This is a genomic window from Vibrio sp. YYF0003, assembly GCF_036350715.1.
In the GTDB taxonomy this organism is placed as follows: Bacteria; Pseudomonadota; Gammaproteobacteria; order Enterobacterales; family Vibrionaceae; genus Vibrio; species Vibrio natriegens.
Window position 1 is genome coordinate 395,550 of sequence record NZ_JAZDWA010000001.1, and the last position, 23,577, is coordinate 419,126.

A 23,577-nucleotide genomic window follows, 5' to 3' on the forward strand; every position below is an offset into this window, starting at 1 on the left:
AAAGAACAGGATTACATGCCGTAACGTTCAGCGAGCGACTTTGGATAATCGCGTTCTTGAGTCAGTTGTATTGCATATTTCTCGACATCTTGCTCACTCCAATGAATGGCAACTGGGTGTTGTAACTCGACATCTTGTTGCGGTTCGATATCAAACCAATGATGCAGTATCTTTTGTGCGGCCAACAAAGTAGAAGACGCTTTTACTATTTCCACTCGCGCATAGTTGTTTTGTTCAAAAGTAACATCCGCAGCTCTTAATACAGGATCACTACCCGGGATCTGCTGGGCACCGAATAGTGCTTTACCACCTTTCACTGCGGTGTGATATGCAGGGATAAACTGAGCCATGTGCTGGATGGCATTGTTTGTTCTCGCCTCTAGCGCTTCTTCTTTCCAACCCAGACGAATTTTTGACAACAGAAGATTAGGTAGCTCTGGTTGAGCTGAGGTGCTTGTGCTTGCAACCAACCCATCATCAAACAGCGTGATGCCTTTTGTCATACCGTGCAGTTGGAAAATACCATCTCCATATGGCGTTAGCTGTGCCATTCCTTTATCAGTACCGCGAGGGCCATGAAAAATGACCTCTGGCCATTGCTGATCACACGCTTGCCATTGGGTGATGTAAGCGGCTTTAAACTCAACCAATCGGTCACGTTTGGCGCCAACAGCATTATCAACAGAGCCAGTTTCGAAACCACAGGCGTTCACCAGATAGTCACAATTTAACTCACAGTCCGACCCATTGTGCTGATAGTTCAATTGCCAGTGATCGCCCGTCCACTCCGCTCGTTTAAGTTCAGCTTGCGTGAGTACATCTGCATTAGGTAACTGCTCTAAGGTAAGAGATGCAATTGCAGCCAGTCTGAACACGCTCCAACCATACTCTTGGACGGATACCACGGGGTATTTCAACGAGTCTAAATCAGCGTGTTGAGCAAACGGTATGGTCCAGTCATCAAAACTGACCGGCTCGGCGGGTTGAGTGCGTTTCGAAAGTTCGATTAAGTCTTCTTTCGAGTACAGTTTGTAATATTCACTAGGTTCGCCAAGTACTCGGTTACGTTCATCCTTATCCACCAACGTTTGGTACGCGCTTTTAATTACCTCAAGGCGTGGGATAAGAGTGGAAGGATCACCACCATCAGAATGCGGAACTGCAATAATAGTTGGGCGGATATTCAGTGACAGTGGGTACAGCCTAATGGTATCAATCGATTGAGAGAGCAAGTCTAAACATTGTTGCTCAGAGATCTCTCGATATAAGTTACCGCCAGCGTGCAGATGACAGATTGGGGGTCCATTCACTAAGGACACACCCTTTTCAATAACGGATACTTTAAACCCTAGCTCTGCAAAATGAATGGCTGCTGTAGATCCGGCTACTCCGCCACCAACAACAACGATGTGTTTTTCTTTATAACTTGGAAACTCAGACTTCATTGCTTCACTGAATATTTTATAAGGGAAATTCTTTACTTGTGGTTAATTCTACTCGTCTTTGAGCATGATTAAAATCACAAAAAGTTCATGGGTTTGCATAGACCTCAAAACGTGTTTTTAAAAACAAAAAAAAGTGCGAAAAAGTGCTTGACTGCGTTCTATGTAAAAGCAATTTTTAGGCAGGTGTGAATAAGATATTTACCACAACACCCACGGCATAAAGCCTGTCGAAATACCCTACTTTTTGCACTCTTCAGTTATCCCAAAAGTTATCCACTGTTTTTGTGGATAACTACAATAAAAGTGTCATGGATGAGTTATCACTGTTTGAGAGCTTTACTAATTAAGTGTTTATTGGTGTTAACAATCTTTTTAGTAAACTCATGACAACCAATGCCAACGTTACAAAGGTTGCAAGCGGTAAAGCTATCCACAGTTCTGGGTGTATCTGGGCATTAAGTTCAAGTCCATACGTCATTACGGCAGCAACACAAAGTTCCGCTGCAAATACAGCCACACAGCTAGCAATTAACGCCATGATTCCATACTCTGCCCACAATGTGGTGCTGATACGTTTTTTGCTGGATCCTAACGTCCGATACAAGCGAATTTCCTGCTGACGCTGTGATAGGCTTAAACGTAATAACGTGAAGATAAGTAGCAACCCTGCAACCACTCCCAACAAGGCAAGAATCGTAATTGCAGATACGATTTGTTGAATCAATGCTTGAATTTTTTCACCCATAGTGCGGATATCTAAAACAGATACCGTCGGATGCGCTCGCGACATCGTGGTCAACAACGCTTGGTTATCCTCTGTGATTCGATAACTTATGAGATATGAACCTGGCAAACTCTCCATAACGTCTTCAGAGAAGATAAAATAGAAGTTTGGCTTCATATCTCTCCATTCAACGTGTCGAATCGTATCGACTGTGACATCAAAGTTTTGGCTGTTGATAACAAAACGTAATTTGTCACCTAACTTTAGGCCGAGTTCGTTTGCTACTTCAAATTCGACAGAAACGCTCGCTTGATTCGTCCAGGCTCCTGCTAGCACTTCATTGTACTCTGGTAAGCTATCTCCCCAGGTTAGATTAAGCTCGCGACGGATTGCATCAGACTCTTCGCCTTCGTACTCGATGTCTTTCACATTTTGACCGTTAATTTCGGTCAAACGTCCTCGAATGATAGGAAAAGCTTGTGACCGGGTAACGCCATTCTTATCCAGCGTTTCCAGATAGTTCGCGAGTTCATACTCGGCGATATTTAAAGCAAAAACATTGGGCGCATCAGCTGGTAGCGTCCTTTCCCAATCTGCGAGTATATCGCTGCGTACTAACCAGATAATGGATAACAACATAAGCGATAGAGCCAAAGCACCGAATTGCAATCCACTGGTGACTGGTGTTCGGTTGATCCGGCTAAGCGCCAGTTTCATAGCTGGTTGTGTCGAGACGCTTGCAAATAACTTAGTCAGCGAGACGCTCACTAAAGCCAGAACAACAAACAGTGCCGCGATACCAATCAGGACAATCCAAACTAAGGTATTGTTTGCATATAAGATTAACAAAGGGATGACTGGCACTAAAACAAGCAACATTCGCTTCCATGAGCGTTGCGCTTTGCCTTGCTGAAGCACTTCTAATGCAGGTGTTTTAATCAGCCCTAACAATGGTATACCCAGTGCAGGAATGGTGATCAACACCGCGGAGATGAAAGAAACGAGAAATGGAGTGACACCGTAACTAGGTAGCGGATCAGGTAATAAATCTTTCAATGGAATTCGTAACAGGTACTCGAGGCCACTTCCCAATATCAACCCAACCAAACTCGCACTGATGAGTAAAATCGCCACTTGAATAAATAGCCATTTTTCAATCCAACGTCGGCTTGCTCCCAGACTCTTTAACATGGCGATAGTCTGAGTTCGACTGTTTACATAATTCTGGCAGGTCAGAACCAACGTCGTCGAAGCCATGATGATCACAATCGCAACCGTGAGTGATAAATACTGTGTTGTCCGTTCGAAGATTTCGTTACTGCGGCTAGAACTGTCCTGAGTTCGCCATCGATCACTCGGTGATAATTCAGTGGTATCTTGTAGTTTTTTAAGTGTGTTGTTGTCTGCTTTGATAAACAAACGATATTGCACTCGGCTGCCGACTTGTATCGCGCCTGTTTTCGCAACATCACTTTGATGTATATACGCCGAAGGCATTTGTTGAAAAGGGTTAAAGCTTAAGCCTGGCTCCATCAGAACGGCGCCTGAAACGATAAAATCCGCATCGCCAATAGTGACAGTGTCACCCTTTTTAACATCCAACTGTGCCAAAATTCGTTCGTCTAGCCATAACTCTCCTGCTTTAACACGCCCAGAAGGATTGTTAGTCAGAACTAAGTCGCCCATGAGTGGATATTGTTCATCGACCGCTCGCACGGATATCAACTGCATGCCGTTATCACTAAAAGCCATGGTTGGAAAGCGCGTCATTTGGGAGGTTTCGAGCGATTCAGTCGCACTCAGAATGGATTCAGTTAAAGGGTTGGCAGAGACAAATACTGCATCAGCAGTCAGCGCATCTTTGCCTTGTTTTACGATCACCTGCTCCATCCGTGATGCCAACGCAGAAAGTGCAAAAATACTGGCGATAACGAGTACAAGCGCCACACTTATCGGCCAAAGGCTGCCTTGTTTGATTTCCCCTAGGCTCCAACGAATTAAGCTTTTGGTTGAAGAGTGTTTCTGGGCGGCACTCTGCTCTGCTGAGCTCTGGTTACTTGAAGATAATGCAGACATTATATCGCCTCCTTAAGCTCACCCGCCTCCATGCGATAAATACGGTCACATCGATCAGCTAAATGACTATCGTGAGTGACCAAAATGAGCGTGGTGCCATGCTGTTCATTGAGATCAAATAACAACTCAATCACTTTATCAGCGGTTTGGTGATCTAAATTGCCTGTTGGCTCATCCGCAAATAGAAGTTCCGGTTGCGTCATAAAAGCACGTGCAAGGGCCACTCGCTGCTGTTCCCCACCAGAAAGCTGACTAGGAAGGTGGTCAAGCCGTTTCTCTAGCCCAACGGCTTTAAGTAATTCAGAGGCTCTTAATTCATCTTCGACGTCCCCACGCAGTAGACATGGCAGAGTCACGTTACGCAATGCCGTAAGACTCGGTATTAATAAGAAACTCTGAAAAACAAAGCCCAATGAATCTGCGCGAATCTTCGCACGCTCTTCATCGTCGAGCTTGGATAGTTCGTTACCGAGTAAAGTAATTTCTCCAGATGTCGGCGTGTCAAGGCCAGCAAGAAGCGTCATTAACGTCGACTTACCCGCCCCCGAAGTGCCAACTATTGCAATTTTTTCTCCTTTTCTGATGTCAATATTTACATCTTTAAGGATTGTTAAACGTTCGTTATTAGTAGAGACTTGTTTAGAAACTAAATTCGCTTGAACAATAGGTGCTTTGAGTACAGGTGTTTGCATGATTCGATTACTTTCCTTAGTTCTCTTTTTTTGTTTTTCTGTTACGGCGTTCGCTAACGAAAAACTGCTGGTTTTAGGTGACAGCCTAAGTGCTGGCTACAATATGCCGATTGAGAAGAGTTGGCCTAGCTTACTCCCTGACGTTCTTTTAGAACATGGCCAAACTGTAACAGTTATTAATGGCAGTATCTCAGGTGATACCACTGGCAATGGTCTGGCCCGCCTTCCTCAACTTCTTGAACAACATTCACCATCCATCGTTCTCATTGAACTGGGTGCAAATGATGGCCTTCGAGGTTTCCCGCCTAAGCTTATTACGTCAAATCTCTCCAAAATGATTACTATGATCAAAGATTTTGGTGCGGAAGTCATCATGATGCAAATTCGTGTGCCGCCAAATTACGGCAAACGTTACAGTGACATGTTTTACGATATCTATCCAAAATTAGCAGAACATCAGCAAGTGCAATTAATGCCTTTCTTTCTGGAGCATCTGGTTACGAAGCCAGACTGGATGATGAATGACGGCCTTCACCCTAAGCCGGAAGCGCAGCCATGGATCGCTGATTTCGTTGCTCAAGAATTGATTAAACATTTGTAGTTTTAATGGTCTAGCTCAATAAGTGTTATCTAACTTTAGGTTATTCTGAACACGATTTCATTCATCGAGGTTAGATAACAACATGCGAATAGAACCTTTAATTCAAGGTGTTGTTGCTCGTTCTGCACATCCATACGGATGTCATGCATCAGTAAAAGAGCAAATAGATTACGTAAAACAAGCACCGCAAATCAAAAACGGACCGAAACGGGTTTTGATTATTGGTGCCTCTTCTGGTTTTGGGCTTGCCGCTCGCATTGCGCTTACTTTCGGTGGTGCAGAAGCCGATACCATTGGCGTCTCGTTTGAACATGGTCCATCGGAGAAAGGCGTTGGTAGTGCTGGCTGGTACAACAATATCTTTTTCAAACAAGAAGCGAATAATGCTGGTCGTACTGCAATCAATATTGTCGGCGACGCGTTCTCAGACACTGTACGTACTGAAGTCATTGAGGCTATTGAGACCTATTTCGAAGGTGAAGTAGACTTAGTGATTTACAGTCTGGCGACAGGTATTCGTCCAAAACCAAACAGTGCTGAGTTCTGGCGCAGTGTCATCAAGCCGATTGGTGAACCGGTCACTGGCGCGTCTATCATGCTGGAAAATGATCAGTGGGTAGAGAGCACTCTGCAGCCTGCAACCGAAGAGGAAGCAGAAGCTACCATCAAAGTGATGGGCGGCGAAGACTGGGAAAGCTGGATTGATGCGTTAATCAATGCAGAGTCACTTGCTGAAGGTTGCCAAACCATCGCATTCTCATACATGGGACCAGAACTCACTCACCCTATTTATTTGGACGGTACTTTAGGTCGTGCAAAAATCGATCTGCACCAGACCAGCCATGCATTAAACCTCAAGCTGGCTAACTTTGGTGGTGGCGCTTATGCGACCGTTTGTAAAGCGCTCGTTACCAAAGCGAGTGTGTTCATCCCCGCCTTATCGCCTTATTTACTGGCACTTTACCGTGTTATGAAAGAAAAAGGCACGCATGAGCGATGCATTGAGCAGATGCAACGCTTGTTCACCACCAAGCTGTACAGTCACACAACTGTTCCCGTGGATGGCGAAAGGCTGATCAGAATCGATGACCTTGAATTAGACCCACAAGTACAGCAAGAGGTAAAACAGCTTGTTGAGCAAATGAACGGCGATAACTTCAAGCAGGTTGGCGACTATCAGGGTTTCAAAGATGAATTCATGAAGCTCAATGGCTTCAACTTTGCTGATGTCGACTACTCTCAAGACGTTTCAATCGAAGACCTAGCGTTACTTAAACCTTAAGTGTCATTTCGCGTGTTTCAGATCTGAGACAACTTGCAACTATTAAGAGTCCTGAATCATTTTCAGGACTTTTTTATATCTCGCGCTGACCCACCTCTATACTTAATGAGTATAAGCAGTGATATAAATAACGAATGCCACAATAGGCTTCAATTCACAGGATGTGAAACTACAGTAAAGGACGACAATATGGGGAGAATTCAGACATTAGATTATAAAATCCCTGACTCCATGCAAAAAAGTTGGCAAGAGATAGTCAACCTGCTTGCTCAAATAGGTGAAGTGCCGACCACACTTATCATGCGTGCCCACCAGGACTACCTTGAAGTAAATACCTCAAGCAACACGCCAGGAAACCCTTACAAACCCGGAGATAAGGAATCACACGGCAGCGGTTTATATTGCGAGTATGTAATTAATAACCAGCAGGAGCTGATAGTTCCTTACGCCCCAGAAGACGAAGCGTGGTGCAGCAACCCCGATATAAAACTTGGAATGGTATCCTATTCTGGCCTTCCGTTACTTTGGCCCAATGGCGAGGTATTCGGGACTATTTGTATGCTTGACTCTAAAGCTAACAAGTTCAGTGAAACGTATCTTCAGTTAATGAGCACGTTCAAAGACTCCATCGAAGCTCAGCTTGCGGTGGTGTTTCAGCAGCACAAGCTATTGCGCCTGAACCATGAACTACAGAACCGTGTCGAAAACAGAACCACAGACCTTGCGCAACTAAGTTATTCATTAACCAAAGAAATCGATCGGCGCAAAGCTGCAGAGAAACAAGTAAGCTATCAGAAAACTCACGATCAAGGCACGGGATTCTTAAATCGGTCCGCTTTAGAGCAGGTAGTTGAAAAATCTCTTCAAGCGCTTAAAGATGATATGCAATCTCTCGTCATCATCAATATCGGCTTTAGTAACGCGAGAAGTATACAAACACGATATGGATTCGAAGCCTTTGACGAAATACTCAAAGAATTTCATTCGCGCCTTTCCGAACGTGTTTCCAGTTTTGTTACAGGAAGACCGAGTTCTAATGACTTGGTGCTGTTAGTCTCTGGGGATGATGTAGAGGGCAAGCTCAATCAATTACTTGAAGAGATTTCCAGCGTAAGCGTGGGCAACTTTTACAATAATAGGACTGAGGTTCACTTACACTCCTACATCGGTGTGGTCAGGGCCCAAAGAAATAGCAACGCCAAGCAACTGCTGCAAAACGCCTGTTATGCCATGCTGTTGTGTAAAGAATCTGGGGAAGCATACCGATACTTTAGTGAAAGTCATTCAAACGACCTTAACAACCATAGCCAGCTAGAAGGCTATTTATTACAAGCCGTACGCAATGATGATCTCATGCTCTACTTTCAGCCAAAGGTTAACCCTACCACGCACGAATGGGTTGGCGCTGAAGCCTTATTGCGTTGGCGGCATCCGGTATTAGGTGACGTCTCCAACGAAGCATTGATCCGAATGGCCGAGCAGAATGGCTTAATATTTGAAGTCGGATTATTTGTTCTTCGTACCGCGATAGCAAAAGCCAAGCAATGGTCAGAGATGACGGATAACTTTAAAATTGCGGTTAATGTCTCTCCTATTCAATTACAAAACGTCAACTTTGCCGACCAGGTTGAGCACCTTCTCGAAGCGTTTCATCTCCCACCTCGGTTTATCGAATTGGAAGTCACTGAAAGTGCCTTAATCGCCGATGAAACACTTGCGGTGACAACACTCAATAAACTTCATCAGCTTGGCGTGACATTGTCACTTGATGACTTTGGCACCGGATTCGCCTCATTTAGTTATCTGAAGAAGTACCCATTTGATGCCATAAAAGTTGATAAGAGCTTTGTACAGCAAATGGATAAATCAGAAAACGACCGAGCAATTATTCGCTCCATTATCCACATCGTCAAAAAACTTGAGCTTCACGTCGTCGTGGAAGGTGTTGAGTCTACAAGCCAGGAGCAGTTTTTAATTGATGAAGGCTGCGACGTAGTACAAGGATTTCTCTACGGCAAACCCATGCCCTGTAATGAATTTGAGCAAGGTCTACTCAGTCAGCGTCCATTAGATGAGCGGCCCACCTATCCGTCCGAGTTTGCGCCTAAATAAATTCGCTATGGATTTTCCAGTTTAGCGGTCAGTCTTACCGGTATTGCCGTATACTGCTTTACTCTATAGTCGGCGATTCCTATAATCGCCGCCCGCTTCTAATAAAAAGGCCAATATTTTCATGGATCAGTTAACTGCCACGCTTAAGAAAATTGAAAAGCAGAACTACCGTGCTTACCAGCAAATCAAAGGTCAATATGACTTTACTGATTTCACTTTGTTTATCGACCACATTCAAGGTGACCCTTATGCTTCTGCTTCTCGCTTGCGTGCAACTCGCGAATGGTCTCTAACTGGTCTTGAGTGGTTAAGAAATGAATCCGCGGCGTTCCAGCGAGCTGCACGAGATTTTATCGCTCGCAGTTTTGACCTTTTTGCCAAGCAAGAAAACTCCGTTTCCATTGCTTTGAACGGCCAAACGGTACTCGACAATACCGCCGTTCTGTTTACTGAAGAAGGTATTGAACTGCGTTTTCGAGTGAATCTTCCAGCTGAAGGCCGCTCAGTACTTGGTAAGAAGGCCAATAACATTCTGACTTTCCACTTACCTAAATTTATTAGACGTGCAACGCTCGAACGTGAGCTAGATAAAGATGCGCTGATAAAGCATTGTCAGGTTGTGGAAGATCAAGATGCGCTTAGAGAACAATTGGAAGCCAATAATTTAGTTGCATTCGTTGCAAATGGCAGTGTTCTTCCTCGCGTGGCTGGTAACTGTGACTTACCGATGAAAGATGCCGTCGAATTTAAGGCACCGGAATCGCTACAAGTGACTCTGCATGCTCCAAACAAAGGTTATATTACCGGTTTAGGTATCCCAAAAGGCATCTCGCTCATTGTTGGTGGCGGTTTTCATGGTAAATCCACCTTACTGAATGCTATTGAACGTTCTATTTACGATCACATTCCAGAAGATGGTCGTGAGTATGTTGTTACTGACAATAAATCAATGAAGATTCGCGCTGAAGATGGACGCTGTGTTCATCACTTAAATCTGTCGAACTACATTAATCATCTACCAATGGGTAAAGATACCGCTGATTTTGCGACCCAAGATGCGTCAGGTTCAACATCTCAAGCCGCATGGCTGCAAGAGTCCATCGAAGCGGGAGCAACCTCTCTGCTTATCGATGAAGATACCTCGGCAACAAACTTTATGATTCGTGATGAGCGCATGCAGGCATTAGTGGCGAAAGGCGATGAGCCGATTACACCACTGGTCGATCGCATCGGACAACTCAGAGATGAACTCGATATTTCCACGATCATCGTAATGGGTGGCTCTGGTGATTATCTGGATGTGGCGGATACCGTTATTCAGATGCACGACTACCAAGCGGTCGATGTTACTGAGAAAGCGAAACAGGTCATTGCTCAGCACCCAACTCAGCGTCATAACGAATCGGAAGAAGCATTGAAAACGTTCCGTCCACGAGCGTTAAACCGTGTGGCGTTAATGAATATCCTGACCGATGGTAAGTTCCGCGTGAATGCCAAGGGCAAAGATTCACTTCGCTTCGGTAAGGAATTTACCGATTTAAGTGCTTTGGAACAGTTGGAATCCGCTGACGAAGTGAACACGATTGGTTGGCTTTGGTTCCAGTTGGCACAACTTCCAGGCTGGTGTGAAAATCCAGCGAAAGAAATCGAAGAGATGTTATCTGCAGAATGGCATGCATCGTTACCAAAACAAGGTGACTTAGCTAAGCCTCGCACACTGGATGTGATGGCAGCATTAAACCGTATGCGTAAATCTCAATTCAAGCCGTCACACTAACCGACGACATCGCAAATATAAAGGCAGCCGATTTGTGCTGCCTTTATTACTTGTCTCGAAGGACGTTCCACGCCTTACATAACATTCTAAAACGGTCAGCGTCACCACCTTCACAGTCAGGATGCCAACGAAAAGCCAGTTTACGCCAACGTTTTCGGACCTCTTCCTGCGTTGCTGTGCTTTCTAACTCAAACAGTGCCAGCGCCTTGGACTTATCCATATCACTAGTAAAGTGCCCACCAATGTAGCGTTGATAAGTTTGCCAAAATTCTTTGAGTAGGCCGCGAACTTCGCTCTCACTTGCTTCAAAATGAGTCCAATTAAGGTAATAGTCGCGCAAAGGATCGAGATGATCAATCGCGTTAAGTGACGAGTCTGCCTCCCCTATAAGGGAAATATTCATTGCATCGACACAAAGCCATTGTTCCGGATATAAATGCTCTTGAAGCAGATATAACGCGTTCATGATAAGGAAGTTTCTTTTAAACAAGTCCTTATCTGGAGATGGGTCAAACTGGTGAATGTACCCTAGTTCACGTAGCTGACTGGCTAAAGTGTGTACTTTCCAACCTGAAGGGTGTTTTCCAAGGATCTCCAATATGGGCCACAGCAACGGATTATCTATCTCACTGTGTTGAGTTAGCTCGCTTTGTAATGCCAATTTTCCTTCCTTAAAATTAGAAACAAAAAAGGCCGATAGCATCAAGCCACCAGCCTTAGTAGTCAACGATTAGGTTTAAATTACACCAAGTTCGCGTAAGCGTTCCATCAGGTAGCTATGCGCAGTGTAACGCTCTGAAAGTACCACATCTGGTTTCGGGTGTAAGAACAGCGGTAATGAAATACGCGATTTATCCTGACGTCCACCCGTTGGGTTGATAACGCGATGCGTTGTTGATGGGAAGTAACCACCTGATGCTTCTTGAAGCATGTCACCGATATTGATGATCAAGTTGCCGAAGTCACATGGTACATCGATCCACTCACCTTCTTTGCTCTTAACCTGTAGACCTGGCTCGTTTGCAGCTGGCAATACGGTAAGTAGGTTGATGTCTTCATGCGCAGCAGCACGGATTGCGCCCGGCTCTTCTTCACCAGTCATCGGTGGGTAATGTAGAACTCGAAGCAATGTTTTTTGGCTATTATTGATCATTTCTGACAGCGCGATTGAAAACCTTTCCTGAACTTCTGCAGGTGCATACTGCTCAACCCAACCCAAAAGTTCTTGAGCAAAAGCATCCGCACGCTGGTAATACTCCAGAATCTCGGCTTTCAACTGCTCTGGGATCTGACCCCAAGGGTAAACATGAAAATATTCTTTAATATCTTTTACTGAATGCCCTTTCGCTACTTCAGAAACAGAAGGCGGGAAGTAACCATCTTGTGTATCAACGTTAAAGTGAAAATCATTTTTTTGTTCAGAGCTAAAAAAAGCCTGCCAGTTATTGTAAATTGATTCCACCAACTCTTGAGGAATAGGATGGTTCTTTAACACGCCAAACCCAGTTTCGCGTAGAGATGCAACGAACTGTTGAGCAGCATCATCAGCAAGGTAATCGACAGTTTCCAGTTTCATGACTTTACTTCTTTTTTATTTGGTTGAGTCACGGATTCTATGTACGGACATGTTGTAAATCAAACTTTAATGAAATGTGCACGCGCAAACGCTTCAATGTTGCGCGGTCTGTACATTATCCAACAGTTATCGTTATCAATATCACTGGAAACAAACAATTGCACAGCGTTCAATTAAATGTAATTATGACATCGATAAGTTGAGCAATACTCATTTCGTTCGACTTGTCGTAAAAAACCAAGTGAAGGATCGAATAACTTATGAAAAGCACTTCTACACTGTTGGGACTAACGATTATTTATGCCGTCGTGTTTCTGTTTTCAGCATTGGAGCCCAACTCACGGGCGGTTTGGTTTGCCGAAATTTTTCCGGCAATTGGTATCCTGATTGCGATTTGGATTATTTCAATTCGATATCAATTTAGTAACACGGCCTATGTATTGATGTTTATCTGGCTGTGTCTGCATACTGTCGGAGCAAAATATACGTTTGCTGAAGTTCCGTTTGACTGGTTTAATAATTTGATTGGATCAGAAAGAAACAATTTTGATCGGGTCGCCCATTTCTCGATCGGTTTGTACGCCTACCCGATCGCAGAATATTTGATATATAAAAAGAAGCTCAATGTTAAGTTTTCTTGTTGGTTTGCCTTATTTGCCATTATGTCTTTAGCAGCAGGCTATGAAATCATTGAGTGGTGGTACGCCGCTATTGCTGGTGGCGATGAAGGCATTGCCTTTCTGGGTTCACAAGGTGATATATGGGATGCCCAGAAAGACATTCTATGTGACACGGTCGGTGCTATCGTCGCGTTAATTCTAATGTCGGCTCAGCGTCGACTCACGAAGCCACTCTAAGTACGGATTAAAACCATCAACAATGGGAACTTGTACTATTTGAGCCACTTCATACTCGTGCAAGTTCTCAATTTTTTCTTCGACCAGCTCGTACAACTCACGCCGAGTTTTAATCACTAACAGCCATTCCGTATCGTTACAAATTTCGCCTTTCCAGACATAATGACTCTCAATAGGCATCGTTTGAATGCAGGCAGCGAGCTTCGCTTCTAACAGACCTTTTATTATTTGATCCCGGTTCTGTTCATTCGCTGTAGTACTTAGCACTATGCAGTAATCATGCTTTGTGGTCATTCTGAACTCCCTACTTCATTGTCACTTTACCACCAATCATTTTATATGCCGGCGTGCCTCTTACCAATGTATCTCTGGCAAACTCTTGTTGGCAGCCAGGGCAAATACATGGTGTTTGTGTAAAGTCCTCTACGATACGCTCTTTAAAACATTTTACTAAAGCGCCTTTTCCACCTTTACGGTACTTAAACAGCTGAGCTTTGCATTTTGCGCAATAAATATCGACGGTTTTCGTCGGTTGCTTTTTATTCGGTTTTGCCATCGTTAATTATAAATTATTGGGTATGTGCGGTTTTACCCATACGTTACTAAAATCAAACCAGCCCAAAGCGTTACATTTCGCATTTTGTAATGCGCCGCTGTGGTCCTTATTCACACCCAGCCAGCAATGGAACATCGGAACCACCTGATGACTTTTGACTAACTGTCTACCGAGTTCACGAGCGGGAAATTCCGCATAGACGCCTGCACGCCATTGATCTACGAGCGCCTCCCAATCGGCAAAGTCGTAACTGGAGCTAAACGTCTCAATGTCACTGTAGTCCAGCAGCCAACCAGCGAGCGCATCGTCTCGATTCGTAGCGATACCCATCGCTTTAATCCAAATGTCTACGGCGTTTGGCTCTGGCGGCTGGCTATCATAACGAATGAACTCAACCTCGACACCATGCGGTTTCAAGAGGCTCTTAATCGCTTTGGCAATCACCGGAAACATCGGGTGTTTCTTTTGGTATGCAACTGAAATAACTTTACCTTGCTGAGGTATAGCACCAGCTTGTGTTGGCCTTAAATCAATCCAGCCCGGCTTAATCCCAAAAGCTTGTAACACACCAAGCTCTATGACTTTATCTTGTGGTACATGAGCGTATATTTGATGGCTGTTTAACACCTGACTAAAGAACTCGGCCCATCTTGGGTCTTTGGCTATGCCAGTATTCTTGTTAAGTAAAAGAAATGTACAGCCAGGATCCAGCTCGACCTCATCGGTTGAAGCATGCTTGTCCATCTGAGGCTTGGATAAGCTTGGGTAAACCATTGATGAATAAGCTTCGTCAATTACCCACACCTCGACCTGATCCAACAAAGGTCTTAAGCCGAAATATCCATCGAACGCCGTTAAAATAAGGCGTTTATCATCGTTCACTTTGACCTGAAAAGGACCTGTTCCTATCGGTTTTCTGTCAAACTCTTCTGAACGTTGTGCCTGAGGTAACAGAATTTTCGCGTGAGATTCACTTAATGCAAGAGGCAGGTAACGGTCTGGACGTACAAGCTCTATATCAACCGTCCAAGGCAAAGGTGATGAGACTTTCGAGATATGCGCAAACAGGTTTAAGCCACTTAGTGCACGAACGCTTTCCAACACACAATCCGTTGTGAGAAGTTCACCGTTATGGAATCGTACCCCTCGGCGTAGATAAAAACGCCAGTGTGTATCACTTAACGACTCCCAAGTATGAGCTAAGTCGGGTTTAAGCTGTTCATTTTCATCCAGCCGAGTCAGACCACTAAAAACTTGTCTTGCGATATGTTGTTCTGAGCGACGCATTGGCTTTTGTGGATTCAGCATCGCCAGTGGACGGTAATAAGGTAAACGGATAACCTGCTCACCTTGGCGGTGCTGAAGTCCTAAATAACCTTGAATGACCTGAGTGAGTCTGGTCGCGTCGTTATCTAACGCCTCCAATGCCTGGCCAATTTTTCCTTCATCCAGATAGCGTCTTGCCAGATTTTCACTTACATCGCTACGACTGCGTTTGAATACCAGCTTAGAGAGCTTTCCTCGACCCGCGGCTGGGTGCCACTCAATCCAACCCTCTTCTTCTAGTTTATTGAGAACAATGCGAGCATTACGACGCGTACAAAACAGCGCTTCAGTAATATCTTCGAGCTGAACTTCTGTATCGTTTCCAGAGAATTTTTCAAATAGTGTTTCAAACTGAACACGTAGGCGCGGACTACTCATAAAGAGGAAAATCTTGTTTAGATGTCAATAAACCAAGTTTCCTCATTTTTATGAAAAAGTGCAAATTTTGATGGGTAATTTATTGAATATCTATACCAATTTCTTTCGAAATCAGAATGAGTTGCTCCTCGTTATCGAGTTTTATCGACCACTTACACTCCGCACCATGACACAACACCACGTTTGCACCTCTTCCGAGAAGTTGAATGGCATCCGTCTGAGCCTGTAGTGTCACCATGGAAGCGCCGGATAACTTAATAACGATTTCACGTTGTGTCGCGATGATTTTACCCAGTGAGAATTCAATGACCATCTTAGTCTACACTCACTTCGATTTTTGCTGTTTCACAGCGATAGTCAAACGACTGGTACAGACTAAGCGATCACGCTCATCGGTAATATTGATCTGCCAAACCTGAGTTGAGACGCCCAAATGCAATGGCTTTGCTGTACCGATAACGTATCCACTGCGCATCGCTCTGACATGGTTGGCATTGATGTCTAAGCCAACACAATAGCTTCCTTCACCCACACAAAAGTTGGCTGCAACCGACCCCAGCGTTTCTGCTAGTACAACAGAAGCACCTCCATGCAGCAGCCCTAACGGTTGATGGGTAATACTACACACTGGCATGGTTGCGCTAATGGAGTCGTCGGTGAATTCGGTATATTCAATTTGTAAATGCTCCATCATAGTGTTTTTAGACGTTGCATTAAGTATCTCTACACTGATTGGCTTTTTCCAAATGCTCATTTTATGCTCTTATTTTTAAAGTGTTGGTAACTATGGATTAGGAATTGCCTAGCATAGTCTCTATTACGTCTCTACTTCAAGGCATAACTACAACGGCAAGATGCTCTTTTATACTCGATAATTACGTATATACTGTTGATCGAAATAGAAATAAATATGTGGAACCAAATATGAAGGTATGGATTAAAGCTTCTGCTCTTTTGGCCGTCGCAGGTTTAACAGCTTGTAGTGCATCTCCTACTGGTCGTAATCAGCTTCTGATGTTTTCTGATCAAGAGATGTCCTCTCTTGGGGCGAAATCTTTCGACCAAATGAAGAAAGACATCCCAATCAGTAAAGATAAAAAGATGAACGCTTACGTGCAATGTGTTGCTAAACACGTAACAGATGTCATTCCCTCGCAACCAGGGTTCCAAACTTGGGAAGTTGTTGTATTTGACAGTAAACAGGTCAACGCCTTTGCTCTGCCTGGCGGAAAAATTGGTGTGTATACGGGTTTGCTTGGCGTTGCCAAAAACCAGGATCAGCTGGCAACCGTCATTGGTCACGAAGTCGCGCACGTTCTTGCAGACCACAGTAATGAACGCCTATCTCAAAGCCAGTTAGCAAACACGGGTTTATCACTTGCTAACGTTGTTATTGGCGCTTCAGAATATAAGCAATATCAAGAAATGACGATGGCGGCATTAGGTGCTGGTGTCCAATACGGTGTGATTTTACCATACGGAAGAACTCAGGAATCCGAAGCCGACATTGTTGGCCTCGATTACATGGCAAAAGCGGGTTTCGATCCAAACCAGAGCATCGATCTATGGAAAAATATGAGTGCAGCATCTGGTGGTGCTCAGCCGCCTGAATTTTTCTCCACTCACCCATCCCACAGCACGCGTATTAAAGAGCTACAAGCGACAATAAGAAAGCTACCTAATTACAACGTTAAAGCGCCGAAGTGTGGTTAAGCCCCATTTAGAAAACGACGTGTGAAGAAACTTAAAAAGCTCCATTTTGGAGCTTTTTTTAACATTCGGAGCTGGTGATTTAAGTTCCTAAAATTTGCATCGGTAAACTGAGTAAGCTATCTCCCAGGCTCGCGAAATACCAAATAATAGCCACGAAACCACCAACGGATACGACATACCAGGCAAAAGAGAACAATTGCCCATAACGTGTTAGTGGCAATAAATGACTGTGGTGACGGGTTCGCCATTCCATGACCACTTCCAGCATCCCCATGATCAATAAAAAGCCAAGTAGCGTTAAACCAAGTGAGTAACTCAGTACGATACCAAGTATCGCGGTGAGTATGCTGCCCGCTAACCCAACCCAGGTATTCATGGAGAAGGTTATGCTCTTCAGCACATGCCCGCCGTCTAAAGGCAAAATTGGTAATAAATTGAATAGGTTTAGCAATGCGTTAAATACGGCGAGACCAGCAAACGTTATCTCACCAGTTACCCAATACAGAAGAGTAAAAACAATACTCAATACCAAACCAAAAAACGGTCCCATGATGGAGATAACCACATCTTGCCAGCGAGTGTTGATTTTTTCATCACTTAACGCAAGCCCACCCAGAAATGGAATCAGGTAAATACCTTTGGTTTTCATACCAAAGTACTTCATCGCTTTAATGTGCCCCCATTCGTGAAACACAAGGCAGGCAATCAGTGCGAGGGCAAACTCGATTGAGAACAGCCAAGAGTATGCGGCCAAACTAGCGGAAGCTAATGCCACTTTAATGACTTTGGCACTTTTTAAGGCTTTCATACCTAACGATACGATACCAATTAGGCTTAAGCGCTTTTCACTTGGAGGGGCGACTTGTGGTTTCTGACGTTCAATATCTTTCTCATTTCGAGAACCACTAGTCACTAGAGTGTCATTCATTTTGACGTGATATGACAAACTGAAAGGCTGCCACTGAACTGCACAATCTAGCTCACACTGCAATACCTCTTCACCAGCCATAAGTTTAAACTGATGTGAGCTTCGCTCAGACTCGTTCTCACTGGCATCAATCTGAGAGACTAGTGTGTTGTCCCAATACAACTGCTGCCAGCCCGCCATTGATCCTTCCAATCTGAGTGATCGGCCTAAAAATTCAATATGTAGTAATTCCAACGTGCTCTAGCCTAATGACCTGAAAATTCAAAATACCAAGTTTATCAGAGGTTATATGGCTTTCATAAAGCCTAATTGCCAGCCTTTTGAACGCTTTTTATCCATTAGTGTTACGAAATAATTCTGGTCTAACCATTCGTATAAAAAATACAAAGACAATACATAAGCTTACGTCCCAACGTTTGACCTATGCATCAAATTTAAAAAACAAATTCATCTCAATCTTTGACAATTAATTAAACATACGTTTAACATTGCATTTACATTGTGAACATAATTCATAACAAACAATGGCCTCATCACTACACAACAATTAAAAGGACTACGGTCTAGCTTAAAGACACCCCAGGAGGGTCAAGGATGAACAAGAAGCGCTGCTCTCTGCTTACAATTTCGATATTGTTTGCGTGTAATGCCCAATCAGCGGGTTTTCAGGTTGTTGAACATTCAGCATCTGGTCTTGGTCGAGCATTTTCAGGCGAAGCCGCTGTCGCAGACAATGCCAGTGTTCTGGCACGAAACCCGGCAGCCATGACACTTTTCGAACAAGCTCAGTTTTCAGGCGCTATAAGCGTGATTGATCCTGAAATAAACATTTATGACACTTTTTATGATGAACACTCTGATGACATAGCACCTTTGGCCGCAGTTCCTGCTGCTTACTATGTCAGTCCTATCAACGATAAGTTTGCTTGGGGCATCGGCATGTTTACAACGTACGGTGTTGCAACGGAGTATCCAACGGATATTTCTGCGGGCGATCTGGCAGGTAAAACATCGCTAATGTCGGTCAGCATAAATCCAAACCTTGCATATCGTATCAATGATGCATTTAGTGTTGCTGGCGGCGTGAGTCTGGTTTATGCCGAAGCTGAGTTAACACGACATAAAGGTTCACTAGCACCATTGTTTGGACCAGGAAGCCAAAAGTCTGACAAATTGATCAGCATGGAAGATGAGACGTTTGCCTGGGGTTGGAACCTTGGAGCCCTGTATGAAGTGGATAAGAACAACCGTTTTGGTATCGGCTACCGTTCACAAGTTGACCTTGATTTCGAAGAAGGTGAATTCCGTAGTTACGACTCTGGTATCGCAACCGCAGCTAAAGTCGACGGACGTATAAAGATCACGCTTCCTTCTATCTTTGAGCTATCGGGCTTTCACCAAGTCAATGACCAATGGGCGTTTCACTACAGCTGGATGCTAACCAACTGGAGTCAATTTACTGAACTACGAGCGACCAGTGACCAATGTAACAACGGCGTGTGTTTCTCCAAACAAGAAAAATACGATGATAATAACCGTTATTCAGTTGGTGCTACTTACACGCTGAACCCTAGCTGGACATTCCGTGCGGGTGTTGCATACGACGAGCAGGCTGGTAAGCCAACATTGAGCATCCCAGATACGGATCGCTACTGGTATAGCGCGGGTTTAACTTACGCATGGAACGACAACCTGTCTTTTGATGCTGGTTTCACTTTAGTGCAGAGTGAAGACAGTTCTTTCAAAGAAACTAACGCATCTGGCCAAGAGCTGACATTCGATTCTGACGGTATGGCTTACATCAGTTCAGTACAAATGAATTACACCTTCAACTAGTAGGTTTAACGGAGTAAACCAATGAAACACACTTTTAAATTATCTCTGCTTTGTTCTGCCATCCTACTTGCTGGTTGTGGTGACGAGTCTGCCAGTCGAGGCACCTCGGAACAAATAGGATTTGAACCCGCTGTTCAGGCACTACTTGATCGCCAAACATCAATACAATTTACACTTCAAGGTGCGAATGCTGTGGTTCCTGCCCCATCCTATCTACTGATGGATTCGACCGATGGCACTTTAGGTCTGCCGACCGAAGGCGATGACGCATTAACCAATCCAAGAGCCTCGATGAACACTATGGATGGTTGGTCTACATCAATGCCTATCGTATTAAACTTCGACGGTGATGGATTTGCTACAGGTATGGTGACGTCGGGTGTAAAAGTCATCAAAATCAATACGCGCCTGACTGATTGGGATGGCACCAGCAATCCGATCGAAGAAGTTCTGACACTCGGCACAGATTATGTTGTCCAAACCAATGGTAATTCACTCTATATCCAGTTTATGGATGCTCTGGACGAATCGAGCGAGTACATTTTTGCTGTAACGCAAGACATAACTGATGTTAATGGCGACCCGATCGGTACGTCTTCGAACTACGCTATCGCCAAAAGCAAGGAAGTCGTGTACGAAACCGGTGACTTAGCTTCTGTTCAAGCAGTGACAACGGCAGTTGAAGGTATTTTCGGCTTAGCAAGTGTTAGCCCTGATGATATTGTCTACTCATCTTGGTTTAGCACGCAATCTGTGGGTGATACTCTGGCCGCAGTGAAAGGCGTGACGGCAACAGGCTTCGCTACTGGCGCAAACACGCTGAATAACGTGTATAAAGCAGATTCAAATGATAATTCCGTTGATCTCGCGGCCGCTTATACCATGACGTTTGGCACGACCGAGGATTTTGTAACGGCTCTTGATAATGACCAGGATTTCAATCAATACGTTAGTGACCTAGACGCAGCTAAGACGGCGATAAAAGGCCTCTACAACGCTTCTGGCGCTAGCGTGAATGTGACTCAAGGCTCGGTAAAACTCCCTTACTACCTTGAGAAAGGTGCAGATTGGAACATGCAGCCAATGGTTTCTGCAATGCCAAGCCTTGCAAAACTTAGCGCTGCTCTCGCCGATCCAAATGAGCAAGCGAATATGGTTCAGCAGCTTTCTACCGGTGTTTTCGCAGAGAACCCTGTGGATGTAACGAAGCTGGCAAGTGATCCTACGGAACAGCTTAAGCTGGTTGGTTCTACCCTGTATCTGAGCGACGGTAGCCAATTAGACAGTGAACGTATTATTACGCGTTATTCTCCTGTTCCTGCAGTTAAGTCTGTTGAAGATGTAGAGTTTCTTCTCTTCACGCCTCAATCAGGTGTTGCCACTGACGTTGTGGTTTATCAACACGGCATCACGTCATCAAAAGAAACTGCCTATGCGTTTGCCTACAACATGGTTAAAGCAGGCGTAGCCGTTATTGCTATCGACTTGCCTATGCATGGCACACGTAGCCTTGATGAACAACGCTCGGCGAATGCGAACGTTCTAGCTTATCTGAACCTGTCGAACTTAGCGGTAGCTCGTGACAATTTACGTCAAAGTGTACTGGACGTTCTGGGCCTTCGTGCAAGCTTGGTCGTATCGGCACAAGGTGGTCTTTTAGCAACTGGGCCTCTTCAGGGTTTCAACCCAATGGCTGGCTCGCAAGTTAAGATGTTGGGTCATTCTCTAGGCGGTATCGTTGGTACATCTGCGGTTGCAGCAGCCAATAATTCTCTAGGTAGCCCAACGGCAGATGCGCTCTATTCGTTTAGCGCGGCTTCTATCCAGAACTCAGGTGGTCAAATAGGTAACTTGTTATTGGGCTCGGCAAACTTCGGGCCTCAGATAAAGCATAATCTGGCTTACGCTGCTTCAACGGGCTACATGTCATTTGCTGATGCACAATGTACCGAATTAGATGCAAAAGCCTGTTATGAGACCTTTGAAGGTCTTGCCACTGCAGCGCAGCTAACCGAACTAGGCTCTGGCTTCTCTCAGTTCATCTACGCTGCTCAGACAACGCTAGATACTGTTGACCCATTCACTAACGCTAGTGATTTGATGTCTTCAGGTACGCTATCAACACCATTCTTTATGACACAAACTGAGGGTGATTCAGTAGTTCCGAATAGCGTTAACAACGCGCTATTCGCAGGTACAGAACCACTGGCCAAGAAACTAGGCTTAAAGAAGGTTAATAGTTCAGACCCATCAGTGTCAGCAACGGCGAGCTTCGTTCAGTTCAACTCGACAGCGACACACAGTACGTTTGCATCACCAAGTGGTACTTTGGCTGACCTCGATCACTACATCGAAATGCAAACCGAGAACACCGATTTCCTAATGGATAATGTGTTAACTGGTGTTTCTAACACGTCAGTTCTGAAATAAACATCAGATATAAAATCTAAGACTGAAACCCTATGTCTTATTGTTATGCCCTCAATAGTTGATCTTCAATTATTGGGGGCATTTGCATGGCAGGAGCGCAAAAAGATTCATGCCTGTTTATAGTTACAATGAGCTTTTATATTCCGACATCAATTTTATTACCAAATGTTTTACATATTTACATTAATCAAGTTGCAATATTGTAAAAACCAAACCTAAATTCCCTAACACCCTTTTATTTATCAGGATAAAGTGGATAATACCGCCACAAAATAACATTACTAAGGTGAGTCCTTATGTCTATCGAATCTACTTTGCTTGCACGCTGCGAGTCAAAATGTGAACTATGTTCTTCTGAATCTCCATTAACTGCTTACGCTGTTCCACCACACGGTAACGTAACAGTTGATACCGCTATTATGATTTGTGACAAATGTCTAAGCGAGATCGAAGAACCTAAAGACATTAACCACTGGCGTTGTCTAAATGACAGCATGTGGAGCCAAGTGCCAGCAGTACAAGTCACTGCATGGCGCCAACTGACTCGCCTAAACACTGAAAGCTGGGCTCAGGATGCTCTTGACATGATGTACATGGAAGAAGAGCAAATGAACTGGGCCATGAAGGGTATGTCTGCTGATGATAAAACGGTTGACTGTAACGGCACTGAACTTAAAAAAGGTGACGATGTAACAGTAATTAAAGATCTACCAGTTAAAGGCACAAACCAAGTAATCAAACAAGGTACGGTTATCCGTGGTATCAGTCTTGGCGACGATCCAAAATTGGTTTCTGGTAAGGCAAACGGTGGTCAGTCTATGTATGTGATCGCAGAGTTCTGTCGTAAGAAGTAATAGACGTTACTTTTATCTAAAAACAGGGTTCCAGTCGGAGCCCTGTTTTTGTTTTAGCTCGCTATAGAAGTGGCTAGTCATACCGCCTCGTGGTGACCCTGAAATAGATACAAAAAAGCCAGCGATTAAGCTGGCTTTGTTCATTACTGTCTTCAGATTAACGATACATACCGATGTCTTTCTGAATATGAGCTGACAAATCTTCTGCGTAGTAACCACGTGGTGTTGAGTTATCTACAAAAAGAATGTCTAGTAAGTGTGCAATCAATCCTTTGAAGTTGACCGAGTAGGTCTTCTTATCCATAGAGGTTGGTAAAGCTACATTTGTCATTTGCATTGCTTGTGCCATGATTGCCTCTCTTTAAAGCAGTAATAGGTTTTGTTGGGTGTATAATAGTCACATCGTTTCAGTTT

At 44.2% G+C, this 23,577-nt stretch carries 21 protein-coding genes; 9 read left to right on the plus strand and 12 right to left on the minus strand.

Annotation, left to right across the window (positions count from 1 at the left end):
- Positions 1 to 11: 11 nt before the first annotated feature.
- The 3 genes from V1U08_RS01815 to V1U08_RS01825 form a co-directional block, all read right to left on the minus strand.
- Positions 12 to 1,445 (minus strand): FAD-dependent oxidoreductase, encoded by a 1,434-nt coding sequence (locus V1U08_RS01815; RefSeq protein ID WP_330469751.1) that lies wholly within the window; start codon positions 1,443 to 1,445, stop codon positions 12 to 14.
- A 343-nt stretch (positions 1,446 to 1,788) separates the two neighbouring features.
- Positions 1,789 to 4,245 (minus strand): ABC transporter permease, encoded by a 2,457-nt coding sequence (locus tag V1U08_RS01820; RefSeq protein WP_330469752.1) that lies wholly within the window; start codon positions 4,243 to 4,245, stop codon positions 1,789 to 1,791.
- On the minus strand, positions 4,245 to 4,937 hold the full coding sequence (locus V1U08_RS01825; RefSeq protein ID WP_020334894.1) for an ABC transporter ATP-binding protein: 693 nt from the start codon (positions 4,935 to 4,937) through the stop codon (positions 4,245 to 4,247). The genes V1U08_RS01820 and V1U08_RS01825 overlap by 1 nt, the downstream gene beginning before the upstream one ends.
- Here V1U08_RS01825 and V1U08_RS01830 point away from each other — a divergent pair.
- The 4 genes from V1U08_RS01830 (at position 4,936) to V1U08_RS01845 (ending at position 10,709) form a co-directional block, all read left to right on the plus strand.
- Positions 4,936 to 5,538, plus strand: coding sequence for an arylesterase (locus tag V1U08_RS01830; protein ID WP_014234243.1), 603 nt, complete (start codon positions 4,936 to 4,938; stop codon positions 5,536 to 5,538). The genes V1U08_RS01825 and V1U08_RS01830 overlap by 2 nt on opposite strands.
- 82 nt (positions 5,539 to 5,620) lie before the next feature.
- Positions 5,621 to 6,820 (plus strand): enoyl-ACP reductase FabV, encoded by a 1,200-nt coding sequence (gene fabV, locus V1U08_RS01835; protein ID WP_330469753.1) that lies wholly within the window; start codon positions 5,621 to 5,623, stop codon positions 6,818 to 6,820.
- Positions 6,821 to 7,009: 189 nt separating this feature from the next.
- A complete protein-coding gene (locus V1U08_RS01840) occupies positions 7,010 to 8,932 on the plus strand; it encodes a bifunctional diguanylate cyclase/phosphodiesterase (RefSeq protein WP_330469754.1) in 1,923 nt (640 codons plus the stop codon).
- 121 nt (positions 8,933 to 9,053) lie between these two features.
- On the plus strand, positions 9,054 to 10,709 hold the full coding sequence (locus V1U08_RS01845) for an ABC-ATPase domain-containing protein (RefSeq protein ID WP_065301175.1): 1,656 nt from the start codon (positions 9,054 to 9,056) through the stop codon (positions 10,707 to 10,709).
- Positions 10,710 to 10,755: 46 nt separating this feature from the next.
- Here V1U08_RS01845 and V1U08_RS01850 read toward each other — a convergent pair whose 3' ends face one another.
- Together V1U08_RS01850 and V1U08_RS01855 are read right to left on the minus strand one after the other, a co-directional pair.
- Positions 10,756 to 11,412: a DNA-J related domain-containing protein gene (locus V1U08_RS01850; RefSeq protein ID WP_330469755.1), complete on the minus strand. Its 657-nt coding sequence runs from the start codon at positions 11,410 to 11,412 to the stop codon at positions 10,756 to 10,758.
- A gap of 33 nt (positions 11,413 to 11,445) precedes the next feature.
- Positions 11,446 to 12,285, minus strand: coding sequence for an isopenicillin N synthase family dioxygenase (locus V1U08_RS01855; RefSeq protein WP_118120040.1), 840 nt, complete (start codon positions 12,283 to 12,285; stop codon positions 11,446 to 11,448).
- A gap of 260 nt (positions 12,286 to 12,545) precedes the next feature.
- On the opposite strand from V1U08_RS01855, the gene V1U08_RS01860 reads away from it, so the two are divergent.
- Positions 12,546 to 13,142, plus strand: a complete 597-nt coding sequence (locus V1U08_RS01860) for a DUF2238 domain-containing protein (protein ID WP_065301177.1) — start codon at positions 12,546 to 12,548, stop codon at positions 13,140 to 13,142.
- Here the strand turns inward: V1U08_RS01860 and cutA are convergent.
- The 5 genes from cutA to V1U08_RS01885 form a co-directional block, all read right to left on the minus strand.
- Positions 13,104 to 13,436 carry a divalent-cation tolerance protein CutA gene (gene cutA, locus V1U08_RS01865; RefSeq protein WP_329353371.1) on the minus strand — a complete coding sequence of 111 codons (333 nt, stop codon included), beginning with the start codon at positions 13,434 to 13,436 and terminating at the stop codon, positions 13,104 to 13,106. The genes V1U08_RS01860 and cutA overlap by 39 nt on opposite strands.
- Before the next feature lie 10 nt (positions 13,437 to 13,446).
- Positions 13,447 to 13,698: a hypothetical protein gene (locus V1U08_RS01870; RefSeq protein WP_014234251.1), complete on the minus strand. Its 252-nt coding sequence runs from the start codon at positions 13,696 to 13,698 to the stop codon at positions 13,447 to 13,449.
- A 6-nt stretch (positions 13,699 to 13,704) separates the two neighbouring features.
- Complete coding sequence (locus V1U08_RS01875) at positions 13,705 to 15,402, minus strand: SgrR family transcriptional regulator (protein WP_330469756.1); 1,698 nt, start codon at positions 15,400 to 15,402, stop codon at positions 13,705 to 13,707.
- A 79-nt stretch (positions 15,403 to 15,481) separates the two neighbouring features.
- Positions 15,482 to 15,715: a DUF3389 domain-containing protein gene (locus tag V1U08_RS01880; protein ID WP_020334901.1), complete on the minus strand. Its 234-nt coding sequence runs from the start codon at positions 15,713 to 15,715 to the stop codon at positions 15,482 to 15,484.
- 12 nt (positions 15,716 to 15,727) lie between these two features.
- The gene (locus tag V1U08_RS01885; RefSeq protein ID WP_020334902.1) at positions 15,728 to 16,156 is read right to left on the minus strand and encodes a hotdog fold thioesterase; all 429 of its coding nucleotides are present in this window, start codon (positions 16,154 to 16,156) and stop codon (positions 15,728 to 15,730) included.
- Positions 16,157 to 16,326: 170 nt separating this feature from the next.
- On the opposite strand from V1U08_RS01885, the gene V1U08_RS01890 reads away from it, so the two are divergent.
- Positions 16,327 to 17,115: a M48 family metallopeptidase gene (locus V1U08_RS01890; RefSeq protein WP_330469757.1), complete on the plus strand. Its 789-nt coding sequence runs from the start codon at positions 16,327 to 16,329 to the stop codon at positions 17,113 to 17,115.
- Positions 17,116 to 17,194: 79 nt separating this feature from the next.
- On the opposite strand, the gene V1U08_RS01895 is transcribed toward V1U08_RS01890, so the two are convergent.
- A complete protein-coding gene (locus V1U08_RS01895; protein WP_330469758.1) occupies positions 17,195 to 18,223 on the minus strand; it encodes a site-2 protease family protein in 1,029 nt (342 codons plus the stop codon).
- 414 nt (positions 18,224 to 18,637) lie between these two features.
- Here V1U08_RS01895 and V1U08_RS01900 point away from each other — a divergent pair, with 414 nt between their 5' ends.
- From V1U08_RS01900 to V1U08_RS01910, 3 genes are all read left to right on the plus strand, one after another.
- Positions 18,638 to 19,879, plus strand: a complete 1,242-nt coding sequence (locus V1U08_RS01900; protein WP_243978210.1) for an outer membrane protein transport protein — start codon at positions 18,638 to 18,640, stop codon at positions 19,877 to 19,879.
- Positions 19,880 to 19,900: 21 nt separating this feature from the next.
- Positions 19,901 to 22,309 carry a VolA/Pla-1 family phospholipase gene (locus tag V1U08_RS01905; RefSeq protein WP_330469759.1) on the plus strand — a complete coding sequence of 803 codons (2,409 nt, stop codon included), beginning with the start codon at positions 19,901 to 19,903 and terminating at the stop codon, positions 22,307 to 22,309.
- Positions 22,310 to 22,605: 296 nt separating this feature from the next.
- Complete coding sequence (locus tag V1U08_RS01910) at positions 22,606 to 23,163, plus strand: alkylphosphonate utilization protein (RefSeq protein WP_330469760.1); 558 nt, start codon at positions 22,606 to 22,608, stop codon at positions 23,161 to 23,163.
- A gap of 157 nt (positions 23,164 to 23,320) precedes the next feature.
- Here V1U08_RS01910 and V1U08_RS01915 read toward each other — a convergent pair whose 3' ends face one another.
- Positions 23,321 to 23,512, minus strand: a complete 192-nt coding sequence (locus tag V1U08_RS01915; RefSeq protein ID WP_014234260.1) for a hypothetical protein — start codon at positions 23,510 to 23,512, stop codon at positions 23,321 to 23,323.
- Positions 23,513 to 23,577: the final 65 nt, after the last annotated feature.

What these genes read in the sequence shown, in the direction of transcription:
- V1U08_RS01815 (WP_330469751.1), bottom strand. Translation starts at nt 1,445, where the DNA reads ATGAAGTCTGAGTTTCCAAGTTATAAAGAAAAACACATCGTTGTTGTT.
- V1U08_RS01820 (WP_330469752.1), bottom strand. Translation starts at nt 4,245, where the DNA reads ATGTCTGCATTATCTTCAAGTAACCAGAGCTCAGCAGAGCAGAGTGCC.
- V1U08_RS01830 (WP_014234243.1), top strand. Translation starts at nt 4,936, where the DNA reads ATGATTCGATTACTTTCCTTAGTTCTCTTTTTTTGTTTTTCTGTTACG.
- V1U08_RS01825 (WP_020334894.1), bottom strand. Translation starts at nt 4,937, where the DNA reads ATGCAAACACCTGTACTCAAAGCACCTATTGTTCAAGCGAATTTAGTT.
- fabV (WP_330469753.1), top strand. Translation starts at nt 5,621, where the DNA reads ATGCGAATAGAACCTTTAATTCAAGGTGTTGTTGCTCGTTCTGCACAT.
- V1U08_RS01840 (WP_330469754.1), top strand. Translation starts at nt 7,010, where the DNA reads ATGGGGAGAATTCAGACATTAGATTATAAAATCCCTGACTCCATGCAA.
- V1U08_RS01845 (WP_065301175.1), top strand. Translation starts at nt 9,054, where the DNA reads ATGGATCAGTTAACTGCCACGCTTAAGAAAATTGAAAAGCAGAACTAC.
- V1U08_RS01850 (WP_330469755.1), bottom strand. Translation starts at nt 11,412, where the DNA reads ATGCTATCGGCCTTTTTTGTTTCTAATTTTAAGGAAGGAAAATTGGCA.
- V1U08_RS01855 (WP_118120040.1), bottom strand. Translation starts at nt 12,285, where the DNA reads ATGAAACTGGAAACTGTCGATTACCTTGCTGATGATGCTGCTCAACAG.
- V1U08_RS01860 (WP_065301177.1), top strand. Translation starts at nt 12,546, where the DNA reads ATGAAAAGCACTTCTACACTGTTGGGACTAACGATTATTTATGCCGTC.
- cutA (WP_329353371.1), bottom strand. Translation starts at nt 13,436, where the DNA reads ATGACCACAAAGCATGATTACTGCATAGTGCTAAGTACTACAGCGAAT.
- V1U08_RS01870 (WP_014234251.1), bottom strand. Translation starts at nt 13,698, where the DNA reads ATGGCAAAACCGAATAAAAAGCAACCGACGAAAACCGTCGATATTTAT.
- V1U08_RS01875 (WP_330469756.1), bottom strand. Translation starts at nt 15,402, where the DNA reads ATGAGTAGTCCGCGCCTACGTGTTCAGTTTGAAACACTATTTGAAAAA.
- V1U08_RS01880 (WP_020334901.1), bottom strand. Translation starts at nt 15,715, where the DNA reads ATGGTCATTGAATTCTCACTGGGTAAAATCATCGCGACACAACGTGAA.
- V1U08_RS01885 (WP_020334902.1), bottom strand. Translation starts at nt 16,156, where the DNA reads ATGAGCATTTGGAAAAAGCCAATCAGTGTAGAGATACTTAATGCAACG.
- V1U08_RS01890 (WP_330469757.1), top strand. Translation starts at nt 16,327, where the DNA reads ATGAAGGTATGGATTAAAGCTTCTGCTCTTTTGGCCGTCGCAGGTTTA.
- V1U08_RS01895 (WP_330469758.1), bottom strand. Translation starts at nt 18,223, where the DNA reads ATGGCGGGCTGGCAGCAGTTGTATTGGGACAACACACTAGTCTCTCAG.
- V1U08_RS01900 (WP_243978210.1), top strand. Translation starts at nt 18,638, where the DNA reads ATGAACAAGAAGCGCTGCTCTCTGCTTACAATTTCGATATTGTTTGCG.
- V1U08_RS01905 (WP_330469759.1), top strand. Translation starts at nt 19,901, where the DNA reads ATGAAACACACTTTTAAATTATCTCTGCTTTGTTCTGCCATCCTACTT.
- V1U08_RS01910 (WP_330469760.1), top strand. Translation starts at nt 22,606, where the DNA reads ATGTCTATCGAATCTACTTTGCTTGCACGCTGCGAGTCAAAATGTGAA.
- V1U08_RS01915 (WP_014234260.1), bottom strand. Translation starts at nt 23,512, where the DNA reads ATGGCACAAGCAATGCAAATGACAAATGTAGCTTTACCAACCTCTATG.